Below are 17,402 nucleotides of genomic sequence, written 5' to 3' on the forward strand. Positions count from 1 at the left end.
ATTAAACCTGGTTCAAACGTTCGGCGACAAAAGTGACCAACTGGCGGGCGATCTTGGCCTTGCTGGTCTGGGCGAAGAGCGTTGCTTGCAGCGCTCGGTCGATCACGCTGCACGCGTTTTCTTCGCTGTTGAAGCCAATGCTGGGATTGGCAACGTCGTTGGCGATGATCAAGTCGAGGTTCTTGTCCTTGAGCTTGCGTGCAGCATAGTCGAGCAGATGTTCGGTTTCGGCGGCGAAACCGACACTGAATGGACGATCCGGACGCTGGGCGATGGTGGCGAGAATATCCGGGTTGCGGACCATTTGCAGCAAAAGGCCATCACCGGTCGTAGGGTCTTTCTTCAATTTCTGTGGCGCGACGACCTCCGGGCGGTAATCCGCGACAGCGGCAGACGCGATGAACAGATCGCACGGCATTGCGGCCTCGCACGCAGCCAGCATGTCGCGGGCGCTCACGACGTCGATGCGCGACACCCGGTCAGGCGTCTGCAGGTTGACCGGGCCCGTGATCAGCGTGACGCGAGCGCCCGCTTCGGCGGCAGCTTCCGCCAGCGCGAAGCCCATTTTTCCCGAGCTGTGGTTGGTGATGTAACGCACCGGATCGATATTTTCCTGAGTCGGCCCGGCTGTGATCAACACGTGTTTACCGGTCAGGCTCAGGCGCTGGAAGCAATCGGCAGCGGATTGCGCCAGATCGTTGGGTTCAAGCATCCGGCCATAACCCACGTCGCCACAAGCCTGGCTGCCACTGGTAGGACCGAAGGTACGGAAGTCGCGGCTTTCGAGGGTTTGCAGGTTGGCCTGGACGGAAGGGTCGCGCCACATGGCCTGATTCATGGCCGGTGCAACGGCGACGATGGCGTCGGTGGCGAGCACCACGGTGGTCAGCAGGTCATTGGCGATGCCTTGGGCCAGGCGCGCGATCAGGTCGGCGGTGGCGGGGGCGATCAGCACCATGTCGGCCCATTTTGCCAAGTCGATGTGGCCCATGGCCGCCTCAGCGGCAGGGTCGAGCAGGTCGAGATGGACGGGGTGCCCGGAGAGGGCCTGCATGGTCAACGGGGTGATGAACTCGGCGCCGCCTTTGGTCATGACGACCCGCACTTCGGCGCCGTGATCTTTCAACCGACGGACCAGTTCTGCGCTTTTGTAGGCCGCGATGCCACCGCCTACGCCGAGAACGATGCGTTTCCGATACAGCCGCTGCATAGGCCTGCCTTTCAGTCGAGTTACACGCGGCAATCATGTGGCCTTCCGAGGCCGGGTCGACGCGTAAAAAAGATGGCTAAGATAGCACAGCGACCGCACGGGAACAGCGGCGCCCACAGACAGGGAGGTGCTATGAGTATTCGTGATTGGCCTGCGTCGGAGCGGCCTCGGGAGAAGCTGTTAGAGCGGGGGGCATCAAGTCTTTCCGACGCCGAATTGCTCGCTATTTTTCTGCGCACCGGCGTATCAGGGAAGAGCGCTGTGGACCTTGCGCGTCACCTACTGACGCAGTTCGGCAGCCTGCGTGCGTTGCTGGAGGCCAACCTGCCCGCGTTCAGCGCCGAATTGGGGCTAGGGCCCGCCAAATTCGCTCAGTTGCAAGCGGTCATGGAAATGGCCAAGCGGCATATGGGCGAGAATCTCAAGCGTGGGTCTGCGCTGAAAAGCCCTGGACAAGTCCGCACCTATCTCAAAGCGTTGCTCAGAGACGAGCCTCATGAAGTGTTCGGTTGCCTGTTTCTGGACAGCAAGAACCGCGTTCAGGCGTTCGAAGCGCTGTTTCAGGGGTCGATCAATGTCGCGCATGTTCACCCGCGACAGGTGGTCAAACGGGCGCTGGCGCATAACTCGGCGGCGGTCATCCTCTGCCACAACCACCCGTCCGGCGTGTGCGAGCCGAGTGAGGAGGATGTTGAACTGACGGAGCTGCTGAAAAATGCCTTGGCGATGATCGATGTGGTGGTCGTCGATCACCTGATCGTCGGGGATGGAGACCCGATGTCATTGGTGGAATTGGGGTTGATGTAAGAGAGAGGTTGTGTCCGGGTCCCTCTGTAGGAGTGAGCTTGCTCGCGATGGGTATCTCAGACGACGAAGATATGGAGGTCTGAAAAGACGTCTCGCGAGCAAGCTCACTCCTACAACGGTTTGCCTTCCTGTTTGGTCATGCCGCGCGTTACTTCACCGTCACCTTGGAGAAGTCCTGCCGCCCAAACGGGCTGACGTCATACCCCAGCACATTCTTGCGAGTCAGGGCGAAGGCGGTCGGGTGGGCCAGCGGCAGCCACAGCGCTTGTTTCTGAATCTGCTCCTGCACCTGATGGTAGAGCTTGCTGCGTTGCCCTTGATCGGTCACGGTCTTGCCCTGGCTGATCAGCTTGTCCAGACCTTCATCGCAATAGCGGGCGAAGTTGGTGCCGGATTTCACCGCCGCGCACGAGAACTGCGGCGTCAGGAAGTTATCCGGGTCGCCATTGTCGCCCGCCCAACCCATGAACAGCAGATCGTGCTCGCCGGTCTTGGCGCGACGAATCAGCTCGCCCCATTCGATGACCTTGATCTCGGCCTTGATACCGACAGCCGCGAGGTCATTTTGCAGCAACTGCGCACCTGCACTGGGGTTCGGGTTGAGCAGACTGCCGGACGGACGCGTCCAGATCGTGGTCTTGAAGCCGTCTTTGAGACCCGCCTTCGCCAGCAACTCCTTCGCCTTGGCGACGTCATGCTTGTACCCCGGCAAATCGCTGGCATACCCCCATGTGTTAGGCGGATACACGCCATTGGCGGCCCGCGCCGAGCCTTCGAACACCGCCTTGAGGTACGTATCCTTATCGAACGCGAGGTTGATTGCCTGACGCACTTCCGGCTTGTCCAGCGGAGGATGTTGGCTATTGATTGCCACGAACGCCGTCATGAATGCGTCAGTCTTTTCGACTTGCAGGTTCGGATCCTTGGCCGCTTCCGCGACATCCAGTGGCTTGGGCGAGAGCGCGATCTGACATTCGTTCTGCTTGATGCGTTGCAGGCGCACATTAGCGTCCGGGGTGATCGCGAACAGCAAGGTATCGATGGCCGGCTTGCCCTCGAAATAATCCGGGTTGGCGGTGTAACGCACCACCGAGTCCTTCTGGAAGCGTTTGAAAACGAACGGTCCGGTGCCGATTGGCTCGCTGTTGAGCTTCTCGGGTGTGCCGGCTTTCATCAGCTTGTCGGTGTATTCCGCGGAATAAATAGAAGCGAAGCCCATGCTTAAAGTGGCGAGGAAGGTGGCGTCCGGGTGGTCCAGGGTGATGCGCACGGTGTTGGCGTCAGGCGCTTCGATCTTCTTGATCAGAGAGGGCCATTGCATTGACTGGGCGTGAGGAAAGCCCTGCACCGCAACCTTGTTCCACGGATTGGCCGGGTCAAGCATTCGCTGGAAGCTGAACACCACGTCATCAGCGTTGAAGTCGCGAGTCGGCGTGAAATACTCGGTGTGATGGAATTTCACGCCCGAGCGCAGTTTGAAGTCGTAGGTCAGGCCGTCCGGCCAGACGCTCCAGCTTTCTGCCAGGCTGGGGACCAGCTTGCCGGTCTGGGCGTCGTGGTTTACCAGGCGATTCATCAGCACGTCGGCCGAGGCGTTGGTGGTGGTCAGCGAGTTGTATTGCACCACGTCGAACCCTTCGGGGCTGGCTTCGGTGCACACGCTCAGGCTGGTGGCGGCCTGTGCCATCAAAGGCGCGCTCAGGGACGCAAGCAAAAAGGGTAAAACAGCTAGGCGCATGGCGATGTTCCTTTCAGAGATAGCCCATCTGCCGGCGCAGTCTGGAGAGGGAGTTACCCTAGACCATGGATAGACAGAGGACAATCTATCTGGCGCGACGAGTGGTATATTTCCCCTCCCGCCCTTTGCCGCTGGCCTTGTCAGCCGGAAATTCGGGCGTTTCTTGCAGGTCATGCGTCGTTTGTGTTGTTGCGTGAAAGGCTTTCTGGTATAAAGCAGCGCTCTTTTCTAGGGGCCCGCTTCCTTCTTCGTAGGTGTGGCCGGTAAGACCCCTGAAGAAACGCGGCGCCTAGCGCCATGACTGAGAGATTAAGCGGCCAACCCATGCCGGGTTGGGCATGTGGTTTTAGAGGGCTGAGGCATGTCGAGAGTATGTCAAGTTACCGGTAAGGGTCCGGTAACCGGGAATAACATTTCCCACGCAAACAACAAAACCCGTCGTCGTTTCCTGCCAAACCTGCAGCATCACCGCTTCTGGGTTGAGAGCGAGAAACGCTTTGTACGTCTGCGCGTATCTGCTAAAGGCATGCGTATCATCGACAAGCGCGGCATTGATGTCGTTCTGGCCGAAATTCGCCGTGATGGCGCTAAGGTTTAAGGGAGAAAATCATGCGTGAATTGATCCGTTTGGTGTCGACCGCTAACACCGGCCACTTCTACACCACCGACAAGAACAAGCGCACTACCCCGGACAAAATCGAAATTAAAAAATTCGATCCGGTTGCTCGTAAGCACGTGATCTACAAAGAAGCCAAAATCAAGTAATTGATTTTCGCCTCTTACGAAAAAGCCCGCAGCGATGCGGGCTTTTTTGTGGGCGAGATCTGGAATCTTGCCTCCTACAAGGTGGTGGGGCATTCAAGCCTTCTGTTCGAACACCACATAAATTTTGCGGCACGGCTCCAGCACTTCCCATGTGCCTTTGAACCCCGCCGGGATCACAAAGCGATCTCCTGCGCGCAGCGTCTTGGCGTTGCCTTCCTCATCGCGCAACACCGACACGCCCTGCACGATTTCGCAGTATTCGTGTTCGGTGTAATTCACCGTCCATTGCCCGATTTCACCTTCCCACACCCCGGCGTTCATTTGCCCGCACGGGCTGTCGTAGTGGTTGTACACCGTCTGCTCCGGGTCGCCCTTTAGGATCTTTTCTGCGGCGGGCTTGAAACGCTCGGCGTGGGTGTTGGCTTCGCTGAAGTCGACGATGCTCTCGATGCTCATGTCCTGGCTCCTGAAACAGCGGTGGAAGAGGGTGTTTGGATAGGTACTGTCGGCGATAGTGCCCCGCTCGTTTGGTCACTATTGAACTGGGCTGTTGAATAAAATGCACGGTAAAACGTCGTTTTAGGTCTTTTTGTCCAATATATTGGAAATTCCCCTGACGCTGGTTTAGGGTGGACGGATGCCTTTTGCCGATCCGGCAGCTCATCAAGCAATTCCCCTGGAGCTCGGATCATGAGCACGAGGGCGCGCACATTCATTAGAGGAGGACGCTTCATGACTACCCTGACTCATGCTGACTGGGAAAAACGCGCCCAGGCGTTGAAGATCGAAGGCCGTGCCTTCATCAATGGTGAATACACTGACGCCGCGTCCGGCGCCACCTTCGACTGCATCAGCCCGGTCGACGGTCGTTTCCTCGCAAAAGTGGCCAGCAGTGACGTTGCCGATGCCCAGCGTGCAGTCGAAAGCGCTCGCGCCACGTTCGATTCCGGTGTCTGGTCGCGTCTGGCCCCGACCAAGCGCAAGGCTGCGATGATTCGCTTCGCCGCATTGCTCGACGAACACAAAGAAGAGCTGGCGTTGCTTGAAACCCTCGACATGGGCAAGCCGATCAGCGACTCCTATGGCATCGACATTCCGGGCTCCGCACGCGCGTTGAGCTGGAGCGGCGAGGCCATCGACAAACTGTACGACGAAGTCGCAGCCACTCCCCACGATCAATTGGGTCTGGTCACCCGTGAGCCTATTGGCGTCGTTGCGGCCATCGTGCCGTGGAACTTCCCGCTGATGATGGCGTGCTGGAAACTCGGCCCTGCGCTGTCGAGCGGTAACTCGGTGGTGCTCAAGCCGTCCGAAAAGTCCCCGCTGACCGCCATCCGCGTCGCAAAACTGGCCATCGAAGCCGGTATTCCCGCAGGCGTACTCAACGTGTTGCCTGGTTATGGCCACACCGTCGGCAAGGCGCTGGCGCTGCACATGGACGTCGATACGGTCGTGTTCACCGGCTCGACCAAGATTGCCAAGCAACTGCTGGTGTACTCGGGCGAGTCGAACATGAAGCGCGTGTGGCTGGAAGCCGGTGGCAAAAGCCCGAACATCGTGTTCGCCGACGCGCCGGACCTCCAGGCTGCTGCCGAATCGGCTGCCAGCGCCATTGCCTTCAACCAGGGCGAAGTGTGCACCGCAGGTTCGCGTCTGCTGGTGGAGCGTTCGATCAAGGATAAATTCTTGCCGATGGTGATCGAGGCCCTCAAGGTCTGGAAGCCAGGCAACCCGCTGGACCCGGCCACCAACGTTGGCGCGCTGGTGGACACGCAACAGATGAATACTGTGCTGTCGTACATCGAAGCGGGCCATACCGATGGCGCCAAGCTGGTCGCGGGCGGCAAGCGCATTTTGCAAGAGACGGGCGGCACGTATGTCGAGCCGACGATTTTCGACGGCGTGACCAATGCCATGAAGATCGCTCAGGAAGAAATTTTTGGCCCAGTCCTGTCGGTGCTGACGTTCGACACCGCAGAAGAAGCGGTGCAGATCGCCAACGACACGCCGTACGGCCTGGCGGCGGCGGTGTGGACCTCCGATCTGTCCAAGGCCCACCTGACCGCCCGCGCGTTGCGTGCAGGCAGCGTGTGGGTGAACCAGTACGATGGCGGCGACATGACCGCTCCATTCGGCGGCTTCAAGCAATCCGGCAACGGTCGCGACAAATCGCTCCATGCGTTCGACAAATACACCGAGTTGAAGGCGACGTGGATTAAGTTGTAACCGCGATTCCAGTGGACACGGGTCAACTGTAGGAGCGAATTCATTCACAATGCGGCTGTAGATCCGGTGAAGATGCATCGGATGTACCGGCCAATCGCGAATAAATTCGCTCCCACAGGGATAATCGCCGCCGCGAAGTAGGGGGCTTATGTTGGCTTAACTGTAGGAGCGAATTCATTCGCGATGCGGGGGAGGCATCGGATGAAGATGCGTCGAATGTATCGGCCAATCGCGAATAAATTCGCTCCTACAGGGTGTTACCACTGCCCCCGGGTTCTTCAAACGACTCGCTTTTCAGGACAGCCGGGCTTCCCCAAAAAGCCCGGCTGTTTCGTCTCTTCCCTTTGAGCCACAGGAGCGTGGTGATGCGTTGGGGTACTTATTTCGCGGTGCTGTCGTCCGTGTTGAGCGTCGGTCTGGCGCTGGGCGTGAGCATGCCGCTGGTGTCGTTGCGCCTCGAAGCCTGGGGTTACGGCGCCTTTGCCATCGGCGTCATGGCCGCGATGCCTGCGATTGGTGTGTTGTTGGGCGCCAGTCTGGCCAGCCGGTTGGCGTCCGCCCTTGGCACTGCGAACGTGATGCGCCTGTGTTTGTGGGGCGGGTCGATATCGGTTGGGTTGCTCGCGCTGCTGCCCCATTACTGGATCTGGCTGGTGTTGCGCCTGATGCTCGGGGTGATCCTGACCATGGTCTTCATCCTCGGTGAGAGCTGGATCAACCAACTGGTGACCGAGAACCTGCGCGGTAAACTTGTTGCGCTGTATGGCAGCTGCTACGCCCTCAGTCAGTTGGGTGGCCCGTTGCTGCTCGGCGGGATTGGCACTGAGCACGATTACGGCTTCTGGGTCGGCACCGCACTGCTCGCGACTTCACCTCTTTTGCTTCTGGGCCGATCCGGCGCGCCAAGCGCAGAATCCAGCCACGTTTCCCTGCGAGACCTCGGTGGTTTCTGTCAGAAGCTGCCCGCTATCGCGTGGGCCATCGCGCTGTTCGCCGGTTTCGAAGCGATGATTCTGACACTGCTGCCGGTGTACTGCCTGCAGCAAGGCTTCACGCCCGAGATCGCGCTGGCGATGGTCAGTACCGTGGTGGTGGGCGATGCGTTGCTGCAACTTCCGATTGGCGCACTGGCGGACAAGGTTTCCCGGCGGGGCCTGTTCTCGGGCTGTGCGCTGGCGTTGATGCTGTCGAGTCTGGCGATCCCGTTGCTGGTCGACACCATCGCCATCTGGCCGCTGTGGGTGCTGTTCGGCGCCAGTGCGGGTGGGTTGTTCACGTTGTCGCTGATTCTGATCGGCGAGCGTTATCGCGACGATGCGCTGGTGCGGGCCAATGCCCATGTCGCGCAGCTTTGGGGCATCGGCTGTCTGTTGGGGCCGTTGGCAGCGGGGGCCGGCAGCCAGTGGATCAGCGGTCAGGCGCTGCCCTTGCTGATGGCGGCAGGCGCGCTGGGCCTGGTGATCTTGTCGCAACGCCCACAGGCGTTCGGCGTGCAGCCGGTCGCCGCCTAGAGCATTCTTTCCAGCCCCACGGCGCTGCTGAACCACGCGTTCAGTCGGCGCCACCAGTCCCCGGGCTCCTTGTACAGCGTGTGTATTTTGCCGTTGTCCTCGGTGACCCAGACCACGCGATCATTCTCCAATTTGGCCTGGTAGCTGATCGCAGGCGCCATACCTTGCAAGGCCAGTTCGCGCAGGTATTCGGTGAGTTCGGGACTGTCGACCAGCACGCCGACCTCGGTATTCCACAGCACGGAACGGGGGTCGAAGTTGAACGAGCCGACGAAGATTTTCTGCCGGTCAAAAATCATCGCCTTACTGTGCAAGCTGGATTCGGAACCGCCTTTAAGGGTTTTGGTGCGCAGAAACCGGGGTCCGCTGCCTCGCGCATTGCTCGGGTCGCCAGGCTGACGGCGCAGTTCAAACAGCTTCACGCCGTGGGCCAGCAACGCCTTGCGATAGGGCGCGTAACCGCCGTGGACGGCGGGCACGTCCGTCGCCTCCAGCGAATTGGTCAGCAGATTTACCGACACGCCTTTGTCGGAAAGGCCCGTGAGGTATGTCAGACCTTCCGGCCCCGGCACGAAGTAGGCCGAGATCATCATCAGCTCCTGATGCACGTTCATCAGGTCGGGGCTCAGCTGCGTGGTCAGCAGCAAGTGGGGATCGGGATCGCCACGGGACAGCACCTTGGTCGGCGCGTCCCATAGAGCCTGGTTGTGCGCCCAGATCAGCTCGTTCAGCCAGGTCTTCAAACGCGGCTGATCTTTGTAGGCCATCAACCGTTCGTATAACGCTTTTTTCTCGACGTGAGCCTGCTCCAGCGACGCGTCCAGCCGCTTGCGCGCTTCGGCGAGGTCCTTGGTGTCGGGCGGCCAATAGATGAAATCGTCCACCGGCCTGCTCAGGGTGCTGTTCCAGTATTGATCGAAACTGTGGCTCAACTGTTCGGCCACAGGCCCGACGCTGAGCATGTCGATATCGGTGAAATTAAGGTTGGGTTCGGCGTCGAAATACTCGTCGCCGAGATTGCGCCCACCGACGATGGCGACGGCGCTGTCTGCCAGCCATAGCTTGTTGTGCATGCGCCGGTGCTGCTGGGACAGATTGAAGAGACGGCCGAGCGAGCGCGTGGCCCCGGTGCTGCGCCCCAGATTGAGCGGGTTGAACAGCCGAATCTGGATGTTCGGGTGGGCGGCGAGGGTGGCAATGACCTCGTCCAGCCCGTCGCTGGTGGTGTCGTCCAGCAAAATGCGCACGCGCACGCCTCGGTCGGCGGCTTTGAGCAATTCATCGATCAGCGCCCGGGTGCTGAGTCCGTCGTGGACGATGTAGTACTGCAAATCGAGGCTGGTCTTGGCGTTGCGAATCAACTCGGCGCGGGCCATGAAGGCCTCAGTGCTGTTGGGCAGCAGCCGGAAACCAGAGCGGCCGCCGTAGGGCGCCGCTTCCGCCAGGATCGAGCGCCCGAAAGGCGAGGCCGACGCGGGCAATGCCTGGCTCGGGCCGTCCTGCTGCGAGGACCTGCTCGCGCAGCCGCTGATGCCGAGGGCAAAGGCCAAAAGGAGGGGCAGTGCCCATGTTTTCGTCAACGGCATCATCCGGAAGTCACGTCATGGCGATATGACCGCATTTTCCGCCAAAGGTTAAGTCACTGGCGTTTCCGCGTGAGCCATTAACCGGGCCGCCGTGGCCCCTACCTTGCGCACGGCGTCCTCGATCTGCGGCGTAGGCTTGGCGGCGAAGTTCATGCGCAGGCAGTTTCTGTACTTGCCCGAGGCCGAAAAAATATTGCCGACTGCGATCTGTACGCCTTGGCCCTCCAGTGCACGATTCAGTCGCAGGGAATCGAAGCCCTCAGGCATTTCGATCCACAGCATGAACCCGCCTTGTGGACGGCTGACCCGCGTGCCCTCCGGAAAATAGCGCGTGACCCAATCGGTCATCAGGTCACGGCTGCGCTGATATTGGCCGCGCATCCGGCGCATGTGGGGTTCGTAATGGCCGTTCTTCAGAAAGTCGGCAATTGCCAGCTGCGGCTGGGTCGCCGTAGAACCGGTGCTGATGTATTTCATGTGCAGCACACGGTCCAGATAGCGGCCCGGTGCAATCCAGCCAACCCGCAAACCCGGCGCCAGCGTCTTCGAAAACGAACTGCAAAGTAAGACGCGTCCGTCTTCGTCGAAGGATTTGATCGTGCGCGGGCGTGGGTACGTATACGCCAGATCGCCGTACACATCGTCTTCGATGATCGCCACGTCGAAACGCTGCGCGAGGGTGAGCAACGCCCGTTTGCGCTCTTCGGGCATGTTGTAGCCCATGGGGTTATTGCAGCTCGGGGTCAACTGTATGGCTTTGATCGGCCACTGTTCGAGCGCAAGTTCCAGCGCGTCCAGGCTGATGCCGGTGATGGGGTCGGTGGGGATTTCCAGCGCCTTCATGCCCAAGCCTTTGAGTGCCTGCATGGCACCGTGAAAGCTTGGGGAGTCCACGGCAACGATGTCGCCGGGCTGGCAGATCGAGCGAATGCTGACCGCCAGCGCTTCCTGTGCGCCGGTGGTGATCACCAGATCGTCAGGGCCGACGCGTGTGCCCGAATCCAGCAACAGGCGCGCCACCTGCTCACGCAGGCATTCGGTGCCATAGATATTGTCGTAATACAGCCCCGGCATGTCGTGGCGACGGCTGATTTTGCCAAGGGCTTGGGTGAGCGGGCGCAGCGTCGGGCTGGTGATGTCCGGCATGCCGCGCGCCAATTGCACGATGTCCGGGCTTGGCGCGGCGCGCGCCAGTTCCAGCACTTGGTCCCATTGGGAAATATCCACAGGCCTTTGCGCCGGACGACCTACCGCGGGCAGGGCCGGAGTCTTACGGCCAGCGGGCACGAAATAACCGGATTTGGGACGGGGAGAGGCCAGGCCGTTGTCTTCCAGCAAGCGATACGCCTGTTGAACGGTGCTGAGACTGACGCCGTGTTCAAGGCTCAACGCCCGAACCGAAGGCAGGCGATCGCCCGGCCGGTAAAAGCCGTTCTCGATGCGTGTGCCGAGCAGTTCGGCAAGGTTGACGTAGAGGGTCATGGCGTACTCCCGCGCAGTTCCGTCGGTTGACCGATACAGATGTAGCGAAAATACAGCATTCAGGCAGAGAAGTGACGTGTCTGTATGCAAAAAATTTGAAATCTTTGGATCTGTAATGGTTTTCCATACAGACGCATCATGGACTCACTTGAAACCCATGATGAGGTGTCTGGAAATGAGCGGGATGAGCGATGTTCGGTTAACGCTGTATGCGCGGGAGCTGGTTCAGCAACAGGAAGCGACCGTGCGGGTGAACGCGCCGAAAGGGCTGAGCCTGTTGGGTCTGTTTCAGCATCGTCGGCGTACACGGCAGGCATTGTTGGGGCTGACGGATGATCAGTTGCGTGATGTCGGCCTCACCTATGAGCAAGCAAGGCGTGAAGGGACGAAACCGTTTTGGAGGGGGTGAAAAGTCAGGCACAGAACGCGGTTTCTGTAGGAGTGAGCTTGCTCGCGATAGGGTTCTTGCTGCCGAAGGTACTGTGATAGATACAGCCTTATCGCGAGCAAGCTCACTCCTACAGTATGGTACGAAGATTCAGATCAGCTCCTTCATCCGATGCCACAGCATCCCCAACGCCAACAATGGCGAACGCAAATGCTTCCCGCCCGGGAAAGTCATGTGCGGGACTTTTGCAAACAGATCAAATCCGCCGCTCTGCTGGCCACTGATGGCCTCGCCCAGCAACTTGCCCGCCAGGTGCGTGGCATTCACGCCGTGGCCTGAGTACGCCTGCGCGTAGTACACGTTCGAATGCTCCTTGAGCCGCCCGATCTGCGGCAATCGATTGGCGCCGATGCCGATCATTCCGCCCCACTGAAAATCGACCTTCACGTCCTTGAGCTGCGGGAACACCTTGAGCATCTTCGGCTGCATGTACGCCGCAATGTCCTGAGGGTCGCGACCGGAGTAGTGGCAGGCGCCACCGAACAACAGTCGGCGGTCTGCCGAAAGCCGGAAGTAATCCACTGCCACCCGCTGATCGCACATGGCTGTATTGCGGGGCAGCAATTGCCGAGCGAGTTCTTCGCCCAACGGCTCGGTGGCGATGATGTAGCTGCCTGCCGGGAGGACTTTGCCGCTCAGCGTTGGATCGAGGCCGTTCAGGTAGGCATTGCAACCCAGCACCAGCGTATTGGCGCGCACCACACCTTGGGCCGTGTGCACCTTCACTTGAGGGCCGTATTCCAGACGGGTCACCGCCGAGTGTTCGAACAATTGCACACCGAGAGACTGCGCCACACGTGCTTCTCCGAGCGCCAGATTCAGCGGATGAAGATGGCCCGACCCCATGTCGAGCAGGCCGCCCGCGTAGTTGCCAGAGTCGATCACGCTGCGAATGTCCTCGGGCTGGATCAACTTGAGTTCGCGACGATAGCCCAAGCCTCGCAGTTCTTCGGCATCTTCAGCGAAACCTTCGAACTCCTTGGGCTTGTTGGCCAGGTCGCAGTAACCCCACGTCAGGTCGCAGTCGATTTGATATTTCTCGACGCGCTCGCGGACGATCTCTACCGCCTCAAGGCCCATGAGTTTGAGCTGTCGCACGCCTTCGGCACCGATCACATCGCGAAAGCGCTCGACGTGATGACCCACCCCGCGAATCAACTGGCCGCCGTTGCGTCCGCTCGCGCCCCACCCGATCTTGTGCGCTTCCAGCAGCGCCACGCTCATTCCCCGCTCGGCCAGTTCGATGGCTGTGTTCAGCCCCGAATACCCACCGCCGACCACGCATACATCGACAGACAGTTCGCCTGCGAGGGCCGGGTGGTCAGGCTGAGCGTGGCTGCTGGCGGCGTAATACGAAGCGGCATGGCGGGAAGCATTCATGCGGTCGGTCCCTGCGTGACTGTTTGGAAAATTTTACGGAGGGTAGCGGGGGTGGGCAGGCGGGGCAAGGTACTCGGGCGCTGAGCAAGAGCAACGCAGTGCATTAACCTGTGGGAGCGAATTCATTCGCGAAAAATAGGCCGGACGATTGAGATGTGTTGTCTGCACCGGCGCCTCGCGAATAAATTCGCTCCTACAGGTTGGTACATCGCTGTTGGTTTGCGATTCGCCTGGGGCACAATGTCGGCTTTCACAGGGGAATCTCACGCGATGAGCTGCAACAGCCAGAAAATCCGCGATTTGCGGCGGCAGATTCCGTCGTTCGAATGTGTACCTGGCTGTCACGATTGCTGCGGACCCGTGACCACCTCTTCCGAAGAGATGGCGCGTTTGCCGCGCAAGACCGCGGCGGAACAGGAGGCGGCGCTCAATGAGCTGAATTGCGTGCACCTGGGGCCGAACGGCTGCACGGTCTACGACGAACGCCCCCTGATCTGCCGTCTGTTCGGCACCACGGCGAGCTTGCCGTGCCCGAACGGGCGCCGTCCCGAGACCTTGATCCACCCGCGCGTCGAAAAGCAGGTGCACGATTTCATCGCCACAACGCGGCAGGTCCTGGTCTGATCGCCGTCATTCCGGGATCGGCAGATTCAAGCTCTCTTTCACCTCTTCCATCACGATGTAACTCTTCGATTCCCGCACGTGGGGCAGCTTGAGCAGGATGTCGCCCAGCAGCTTGCGGTAAGACGCCATCTCGGAAATGCGCGCCTTCACCAGATAGTCAAAATCCCCCGACACCAAGTGGCACTCCAGCACGTGGTGCAGTTTAAGGACCGCTCGGCGGAATTCCTCGAAAGTGTCGCCCGATTTGTAGTCCAGGCTGATCTCGACAAATACCAGCAGACTCGCCTTGAGGTTCTGCGGATTGAGGCGGGCGTTGTAGCCCATGATAATGCCTTCGCGCTCAAGCCTGCGGACTCGCTCCGTGCATGGCGTGGTGGACAGGCCCACGCGTTCTCCCAGTTCCGTAAACGAGATTCGGCCGTCGGCTTGCAGAATGCGCAGGATGTTGCGGTCGATTTTATCCAGCTCACGTTTTGACTGGTGTTGGGTGCGCATTGAAACCCCCTCTGCGAATGGGTTGGTTGCCGAGAATTACCGCCGAATATAGGCATTTATATAGTGAAAAGCACTGCTCATTGCTTTTTATACTGCGCACATCCTGGCTTGAAACTTCAAAACGTCAGCGGATATCCGCGATGAGGAAATCAACATGCGCGTTCTGGTCCTTGGAAGTGGCGTAATCGGTGTTACCAGTGCTTACTACCTGGCCCGCGCGGGGTTTGAGGTGACGGTCGTCGATCGTCAACCCGCCGCCGCTCTGGAAACCAGTTTCGCCAACGCCGGGCAGGTCTCGCCGGGCTATGCATCGCCGTGGGCCGCACCGGGCGTTCCTCTCAAAGCGATGAAATGGTTGCTGCAACGCCACGCGCCGCTGGCCATCAAGGCTACGGGCGACATCGATCAGTACCTGTGGATGGCGCAAATGCTGCGCAACTGCACCCAAAGCCGTTATGCCGTGAACAAAGAGCGCATGGTGCGCCTGTCCGAATACAGCCGCGATTGCATGGACGAGCTGCGGGCCGAGACCGGCATCGCCTATGAAGAGCGCACCTTGGGCACGACTCAGCTGTTCCGCACACAGGAACAACTGGACAACGCCGCCAAAGACATCGCCGTCCTCGAACAAGCCGGTGTGCCATACGAAGTGCTCGACCGCCAAGGCATCGCCCGCGTCGAACCCGCACTGGCAAGCGTCAGCAATATTCTCTCCGGTGCCCTGCGGCTGCCAAACGACCAGACTGGCGACTGCCAGCTGTTCACGACACGTCTGGCCGAGATGTGTGTGAAGTTAGGCGTTGAATTCCGTTTCGGCCAGTCCATCGAGTCGATTGATTTTGCGGGCGACCGGATTAACGGCGTGCGCATCAACGGCAAACTCGAAACCGCTGATCGCTACGTGCTGGCACTGGGCAGCTACTCGCCGCAGTTGCTCAAGCCACTGGGCATCAAGGCCCCGGTGTACCCGCTCAAGGGCTACTCGCTGACGGTGCCGATCACCAACCCGGCGATGGCGCCGACGTCGACCATTCTCGACGAGACGTACAAGGTCGCGATCACCCGTTTCGACAACCGCATTCGTGTGGGTGGCATGGCGGAAATCGCCGGTTTTGACCTGTCGCTCAACCCGCGTCGGCGCGAAACGCTGGAGATGATCGTCAACGATCTCTATCCTCAGGGCGGCAATCTGAGCGAGGCCAGTTTCTGGACCGGTTTGCGTCCTGCCACGCCAGACGGCACCCCTATCGTCGGTGCCACGCCGTTCCGTAATTTGTTCCTCAATACCGGCCACGGAACATTGGGCTGGACCATGGCTTGCGGCTCCGGTCGTTTGCTGGCCGATCTGATCGCCCGCAAACAACCGCAGATCAGCGCCGAAGGCCTCGATATTTCCCGCTATGGAAGTTCCAAGGAGATCGCCAAACATGTCAGTACAGCGCCAGCTCACCAATGAACGAATGAGCCAGATCGTCGTGCACAACGGCACCGCGTACCTCGCGGGGCAAGTGGGTAACGATCTGACTGCAGGGATCGAGCAGCAAACCCGCGAAGTGCTGGGCAACATCGAGCGCCTGCTGGATCTTGCGGGCACCGACAAGAGCCGCCTGTTGTCGGTGACGATTTACCTGAATGACATCGGCTCACAGTTCGCCACCATGAACGGCATCTGGGACACCTGGCTGCCAAAAGGGGTCGCGCCTGCCCGTGCCACCGTCGAAGCGAAGATGGCCGCGCCCAATGTGCTGATCGAGATGTCGGTGATCGCTGCACTGCCATAAATCGCCGCCGCTATACCGTCCTTGTAGGAGTGAGCTTGCTCGCGAATGCGTTGTATCTGTGCTGGATCATTGGCTGACACAACGCGATCGCGAGCAAGCTCACTCCTACACGTCGAATACCTCCAGACCTGAGCCCCACCCCATGCGTCCAGCCCGCGCCCTCATCGATCTTCAAGCCCTTCGCCACAACTACCAACTGGCTCGTGAAACCACCGGCGCCAAGGCCCTCGCTGTGATCAAGGCTGACGCCTACGGTCATGGTGCGGTGCGCGTGGCGCAGGCGCTGGAAGCCGAAGCGGACGGTTTTGCCGTGGCCTGTATCGAAGAAGCGCTGGAGCTGCGTCAGGCCGGGATCGGTGCGCCGATTTTGCTGCTGGAAGGCTTTTTCGAAGCGGATGAACTGGCGCTGATCGTCGAGCATGATTTCTGGTGCGTGGTGCATTCGCTGTGGCAGTTGGAGGCCATTGAAAAGGCTGCGGTCGGCAAGCCGCTGAATATCTGGTTGAAAATGGACTCGGGCATGCACCGCGTCGGCATTCATCCGGCTGAATATCAGGCGGCCTATCAGCGTCTGCTGGCGACGAACACAGTCGGCAAGGTCGTGCTGATGACCCACTTTGCTCGCGCTGATGAGTTGGACAGCGTACGCACCGACGAACAGGTCGCGATATTCCAGTCGGGCCGCGCAGGGCTGGGGGCAGAACTGAGTCTGCGTAACTCGCCGGGTGTGATGGGTTGGCCGAGCGTGCCCAGCGACTGGGTGCGCCCGGGCATCATGCTGTACGGCGCGACCCCCTTCGATCAGCCGCAGTCGGTGGCCGATCGTCTGCAACCGGTCATGACCCTTGAGTCGAAAGTCATCTGCGTGCGCGAACTGCCTGCCGGTGAACCTGTGGGTTACGGCGGCGCGTTCGTCACTGACCGCACTATGCGCATTGGCGTGGTCGCGATGGGTTATGCCGATGGTTATCCGCGCCAAGCGCCTACCGGTACGCCGGTTTTGATCGACGGCCATCGCAGCCAATTGCTGGGCCGTGTGTCGATGGACATGCTCTGTATCGACCTCACCCACGTGCCAGGTGCAGGTCTGGGAAGTCGCGTCGAGCTCTGGGGCAAAAACATCCTGGCAAGTGACGTCGCGGCCCATGCAGGCACCATTCCGTATCAGATTTTCTGCAACCTGAAACGCGTGCCAAGGCTCTATTCCGGGGGGTGAGCGCACCGCTCGCTGTATCCCGTTGCGGCCCCTCGTGGCCGCCAGTCTCTTTGCTAATCTGGCAATGGGCTCAAGTGTTGTAAATACTGAACGCTGTTGCCATCATGGCGACCACTTGACCGTGCTTGATTAA

Annotated in this window: 17 protein-coding genes; 10 read left to right on the forward strand and 7 right to left on the reverse strand. The window is 59.9% G+C overall.

Annotated elements, in window-relative coordinates; translation table 11 throughout:
* Position 1: 1 nt before the first annotated feature.
* Entirely contained in the window at positions 2 to 1,210 is a 1,209-nt protein-coding gene (gene coaBC, locus GVN17_RS04580; protein WP_166594045.1) for a bifunctional phosphopantothenoylcysteine decarboxylase/phosphopantothenate--cysteine ligase CoaBC, read from the reverse strand.
* Between the two features lie 132 nt (positions 1,211 to 1,342).
* Between coaBC and radC the strand changes: the two genes are divergently transcribed.
* Positions 1,343 to 2,017: a DNA repair protein RadC gene (gene radC / locus GVN17_RS04585; RefSeq protein ID WP_166594046.1), complete on the forward strand. Its 675-nt coding sequence runs from the start codon at positions 1,343 to 1,345 to the stop codon at positions 2,015 to 2,017.
* A gap of 148 nt (positions 2,018 to 2,165) precedes the next feature.
* On the opposite strand, the gene GVN17_RS04590 is transcribed toward radC, so the two are convergent.
* Positions 2,166 to 3,755, reverse strand: coding sequence for an ABC transporter substrate-binding protein (locus GVN17_RS04590; RefSeq protein ID WP_166594047.1), 1,590 nt, complete (start codon positions 3,753 to 3,755; stop codon positions 2,166 to 2,168).
* Between the two features lie 361 nt (positions 3,756 to 4,116).
* On the opposite strand from GVN17_RS04590, the gene rpmB reads away from it, so the two are divergent.
* Together rpmB and rpmG are read left to right on the forward strand one after the other, a co-directional pair.
* The gene (gene rpmB, locus GVN17_RS04595; protein ID WP_108236194.1) at positions 4,117 to 4,353 is read left to right on the forward strand and encodes a 50S ribosomal protein L28; all 237 of its coding nucleotides are present in this window, start codon (positions 4,117 to 4,119) and stop codon (positions 4,351 to 4,353) included.
* An 11-nt stretch (positions 4,354 to 4,364) separates the two neighbouring features.
* On the forward strand, positions 4,365 to 4,520 hold the full coding sequence (gene rpmG / locus GVN17_RS04600) for a 50S ribosomal protein L33 (RefSeq protein WP_062379766.1): 156 nt from the start codon (positions 4,365 to 4,367) through the stop codon (positions 4,518 to 4,520).
* Between the two features lie 93 nt (positions 4,521 to 4,613).
* Here rpmG and GVN17_RS04605 read toward each other — a convergent pair whose 3' ends face one another.
* On the reverse strand, positions 4,614 to 4,976 hold the full coding sequence (locus GVN17_RS04605) for a cupin domain-containing protein (protein ID WP_166594048.1): 363 nt from the start codon (positions 4,974 to 4,976) through the stop codon (positions 4,614 to 4,616).
* Positions 4,977 to 5,252: 276 nt separating this feature from the next.
* Between GVN17_RS04605 and GVN17_RS04610 the strand changes: the two genes are divergently transcribed.
* Together GVN17_RS04610 and GVN17_RS04615 are read left to right on the forward strand one after the other, a co-directional pair.
* Positions 5,253 to 6,746, forward strand: a complete 1,494-nt coding sequence (locus tag GVN17_RS04610) for an aldehyde dehydrogenase (RefSeq protein WP_166594049.1) — start codon at positions 5,253 to 5,255, stop codon at positions 6,744 to 6,746.
* Positions 6,747 to 7,111: 365 nt separating this feature from the next.
* Positions 7,112 to 8,257, forward strand: coding sequence for an MFS transporter (locus GVN17_RS04615; protein WP_166594050.1), 1,146 nt, complete (start codon positions 7,112 to 7,114; stop codon positions 8,255 to 8,257).
* On the opposite strand, the gene GVN17_RS04620 is transcribed toward GVN17_RS04615, so the two are convergent.
* Both GVN17_RS04620 and GVN17_RS04625 read right to left on the reverse strand, forming a co-directional pair.
* A complete protein-coding gene (locus GVN17_RS04620; protein WP_166594051.1) occupies positions 8,254 to 9,837 on the reverse strand; it encodes a phospholipase D family protein in 1,584 nt (527 codons plus the stop codon). The two genes, GVN17_RS04615 and GVN17_RS04620, sit on opposite strands and share 4 nt — an antisense overlap.
* A gap of 54 nt (positions 9,838 to 9,891) precedes the next feature.
* Entirely contained in the window at positions 9,892 to 11,325 is a 1,434-nt protein-coding gene (locus GVN17_RS04625; protein ID WP_166594052.1) for a PLP-dependent aminotransferase family protein, read from the reverse strand.
* A 175-nt stretch (positions 11,326 to 11,500) separates the two neighbouring features.
* Between GVN17_RS04625 and GVN17_RS04630 the strand changes: the two genes are divergently transcribed.
* On the forward strand, positions 11,501 to 11,734 hold the full coding sequence (locus GVN17_RS04630; protein WP_166594279.1) for a DUF1127 domain-containing protein: 234 nt from the start codon (positions 11,501 to 11,503) through the stop codon (positions 11,732 to 11,734).
* 129 nt (positions 11,735 to 11,863) lie between these two features.
* On the opposite strand, the gene GVN17_RS04635 is transcribed toward GVN17_RS04630, so the two are convergent.
* The gene (locus tag GVN17_RS04635) at positions 11,864 to 13,153 is read right to left on the reverse strand and encodes an FAD-binding oxidoreductase (RefSeq protein WP_166594053.1); all 1,290 of its coding nucleotides are present in this window, start codon (positions 13,151 to 13,153) and stop codon (positions 11,864 to 11,866) included.
* Positions 13,154 to 13,423: 270 nt separating this feature from the next.
* On the opposite strand from GVN17_RS04635, the gene GVN17_RS04640 reads away from it, so the two are divergent.
* A complete protein-coding gene (locus tag GVN17_RS04640) occupies positions 13,424 to 13,777 on the forward strand; it encodes a YkgJ family cysteine cluster protein (protein ID WP_166594054.1) in 354 nt (117 codons plus the stop codon).
* Between the two features lie 6 nt (positions 13,778 to 13,783).
* Here the strand turns inward: GVN17_RS04640 and GVN17_RS04645 are convergent, their stop codons facing one another.
* Positions 13,784 to 14,272 (reverse strand): winged helix-turn-helix transcriptional regulator, encoded by a 489-nt coding sequence (locus GVN17_RS04645; protein WP_166594055.1) that lies wholly within the window; start codon positions 14,270 to 14,272, stop codon positions 13,784 to 13,786.
* Between the two features lie 154 nt (positions 14,273 to 14,426).
* On the opposite strand from GVN17_RS04645, the gene dadA reads away from it, so the two are divergent.
* The 3 genes from dadA (at position 14,427) to alr (ending at position 17,269) form a co-directional block, all read left to right on the forward strand.
* Positions 14,427 to 15,728 carry a D-amino acid dehydrogenase gene (gene dadA, locus GVN17_RS04650; RefSeq protein ID WP_166594056.1) on the forward strand — a complete coding sequence of 434 codons (1,302 nt, stop codon included), beginning with the start codon at positions 14,427 to 14,429 and terminating at the stop codon, positions 15,726 to 15,728.
* Positions 15,700 to 16,053, forward strand: a complete 354-nt coding sequence (locus GVN17_RS04655; protein ID WP_166594057.1) for a RidA family protein — start codon at positions 15,700 to 15,702, stop codon at positions 16,051 to 16,053. Before dadA ends, GVN17_RS04655 begins: the two co-directional genes overlap by 29 nt.
* A gap of 142 nt (positions 16,054 to 16,195) precedes the next feature.
* Entirely contained in the window at positions 16,196 to 17,269 is a 1,074-nt protein-coding gene (gene alr / locus GVN17_RS04660) for an alanine racemase (RefSeq protein ID WP_166594058.1), read from the forward strand.
* Positions 17,270 to 17,402: the final 133 nt, after the last annotated feature.

The organism is Pseudomonas sp. SLFW (assembly GCF_009905615.1).
In the GTDB taxonomy this organism is placed as follows: domain Bacteria; phylum Pseudomonadota; class Gammaproteobacteria; order Pseudomonadales; family Pseudomonadaceae; genus Aquipseudomonas; species Aquipseudomonas bambusae.

Coding starts and splice junctions, on each gene's coding strand:
- coaBC (WP_166594045.1), bottom strand. CDS start 1,210: ATGCAGCGGCTGTATCGGAAACGCATCGTTCTCGGCGTAGGCGGTGGC.
- radC (WP_166594046.1), top strand. CDS start 1,343: ATGAGTATTCGTGATTGGCCTGCGTCGGAGCGGCCTCGGGAGAAGCTG.
- GVN17_RS04590 (WP_166594047.1), bottom strand. CDS start 3,755: ATGCGCCTAGCTGTTTTACCCTTTTTGCTTGCGTCCCTGAGCGCGCCT.
- rpmB (WP_108236194.1), top strand. CDS start 4,117: ATGTCGAGAGTATGTCAAGTTACCGGTAAGGGTCCGGTAACCGGGAAT.
- rpmG (WP_062379766.1), top strand. CDS start 4,365: ATGCGTGAATTGATCCGTTTGGTGTCGACCGCTAACACCGGCCACTTC.
- GVN17_RS04605 (WP_166594048.1), bottom strand. CDS start 4,976: ATGAGCATCGAGAGCATCGTCGACTTCAGCGAAGCCAACACCCACGCC.
- GVN17_RS04610 (WP_166594049.1), top strand. CDS start 5,253: ATGACTACCCTGACTCATGCTGACTGGGAAAAACGCGCCCAGGCGTTG.
- GVN17_RS04615 (WP_166594050.1), top strand. CDS start 7,112: ATGCGTTGGGGTACTTATTTCGCGGTGCTGTCGTCCGTGTTGAGCGTC.
- GVN17_RS04625 (WP_166594052.1), bottom strand. CDS start 11,325: ATGACCCTCTACGTCAACCTTGCCGAACTGCTCGGCACACGCATCGAG.
- GVN17_RS04630 (WP_166594279.1), top strand. CDS start 11,501: ATGAGCGGGATGAGCGATGTTCGGTTAACGCTGTATGCGCGGGAGCTG.
- GVN17_RS04635 (WP_166594053.1), bottom strand. CDS start 13,153: ATGAATGCTTCCCGCCATGCCGCTTCGTATTACGCCGCCAGCAGCCAC.
- GVN17_RS04640 (WP_166594054.1), top strand. CDS start 13,424: ATGAGCTGCAACAGCCAGAAAATCCGCGATTTGCGGCGGCAGATTCCG.
- GVN17_RS04645 (WP_166594055.1), bottom strand. CDS start 14,272: ATGCGCACCCAACACCAGTCAAAACGTGAGCTGGATAAAATCGACCGC.
- dadA (WP_166594056.1), top strand. CDS start 14,427: ATGCGCGTTCTGGTCCTTGGAAGTGGCGTAATCGGTGTTACCAGTGCT.
- GVN17_RS04655 (WP_166594057.1), top strand. CDS start 15,700: ATGTCAGTACAGCGCCAGCTCACCAATGAACGAATGAGCCAGATCGTC.
- alr (WP_166594058.1), top strand. CDS start 16,196: ATGCGTCCAGCCCGCGCCCTCATCGATCTTCAAGCCCTTCGCCACAAC.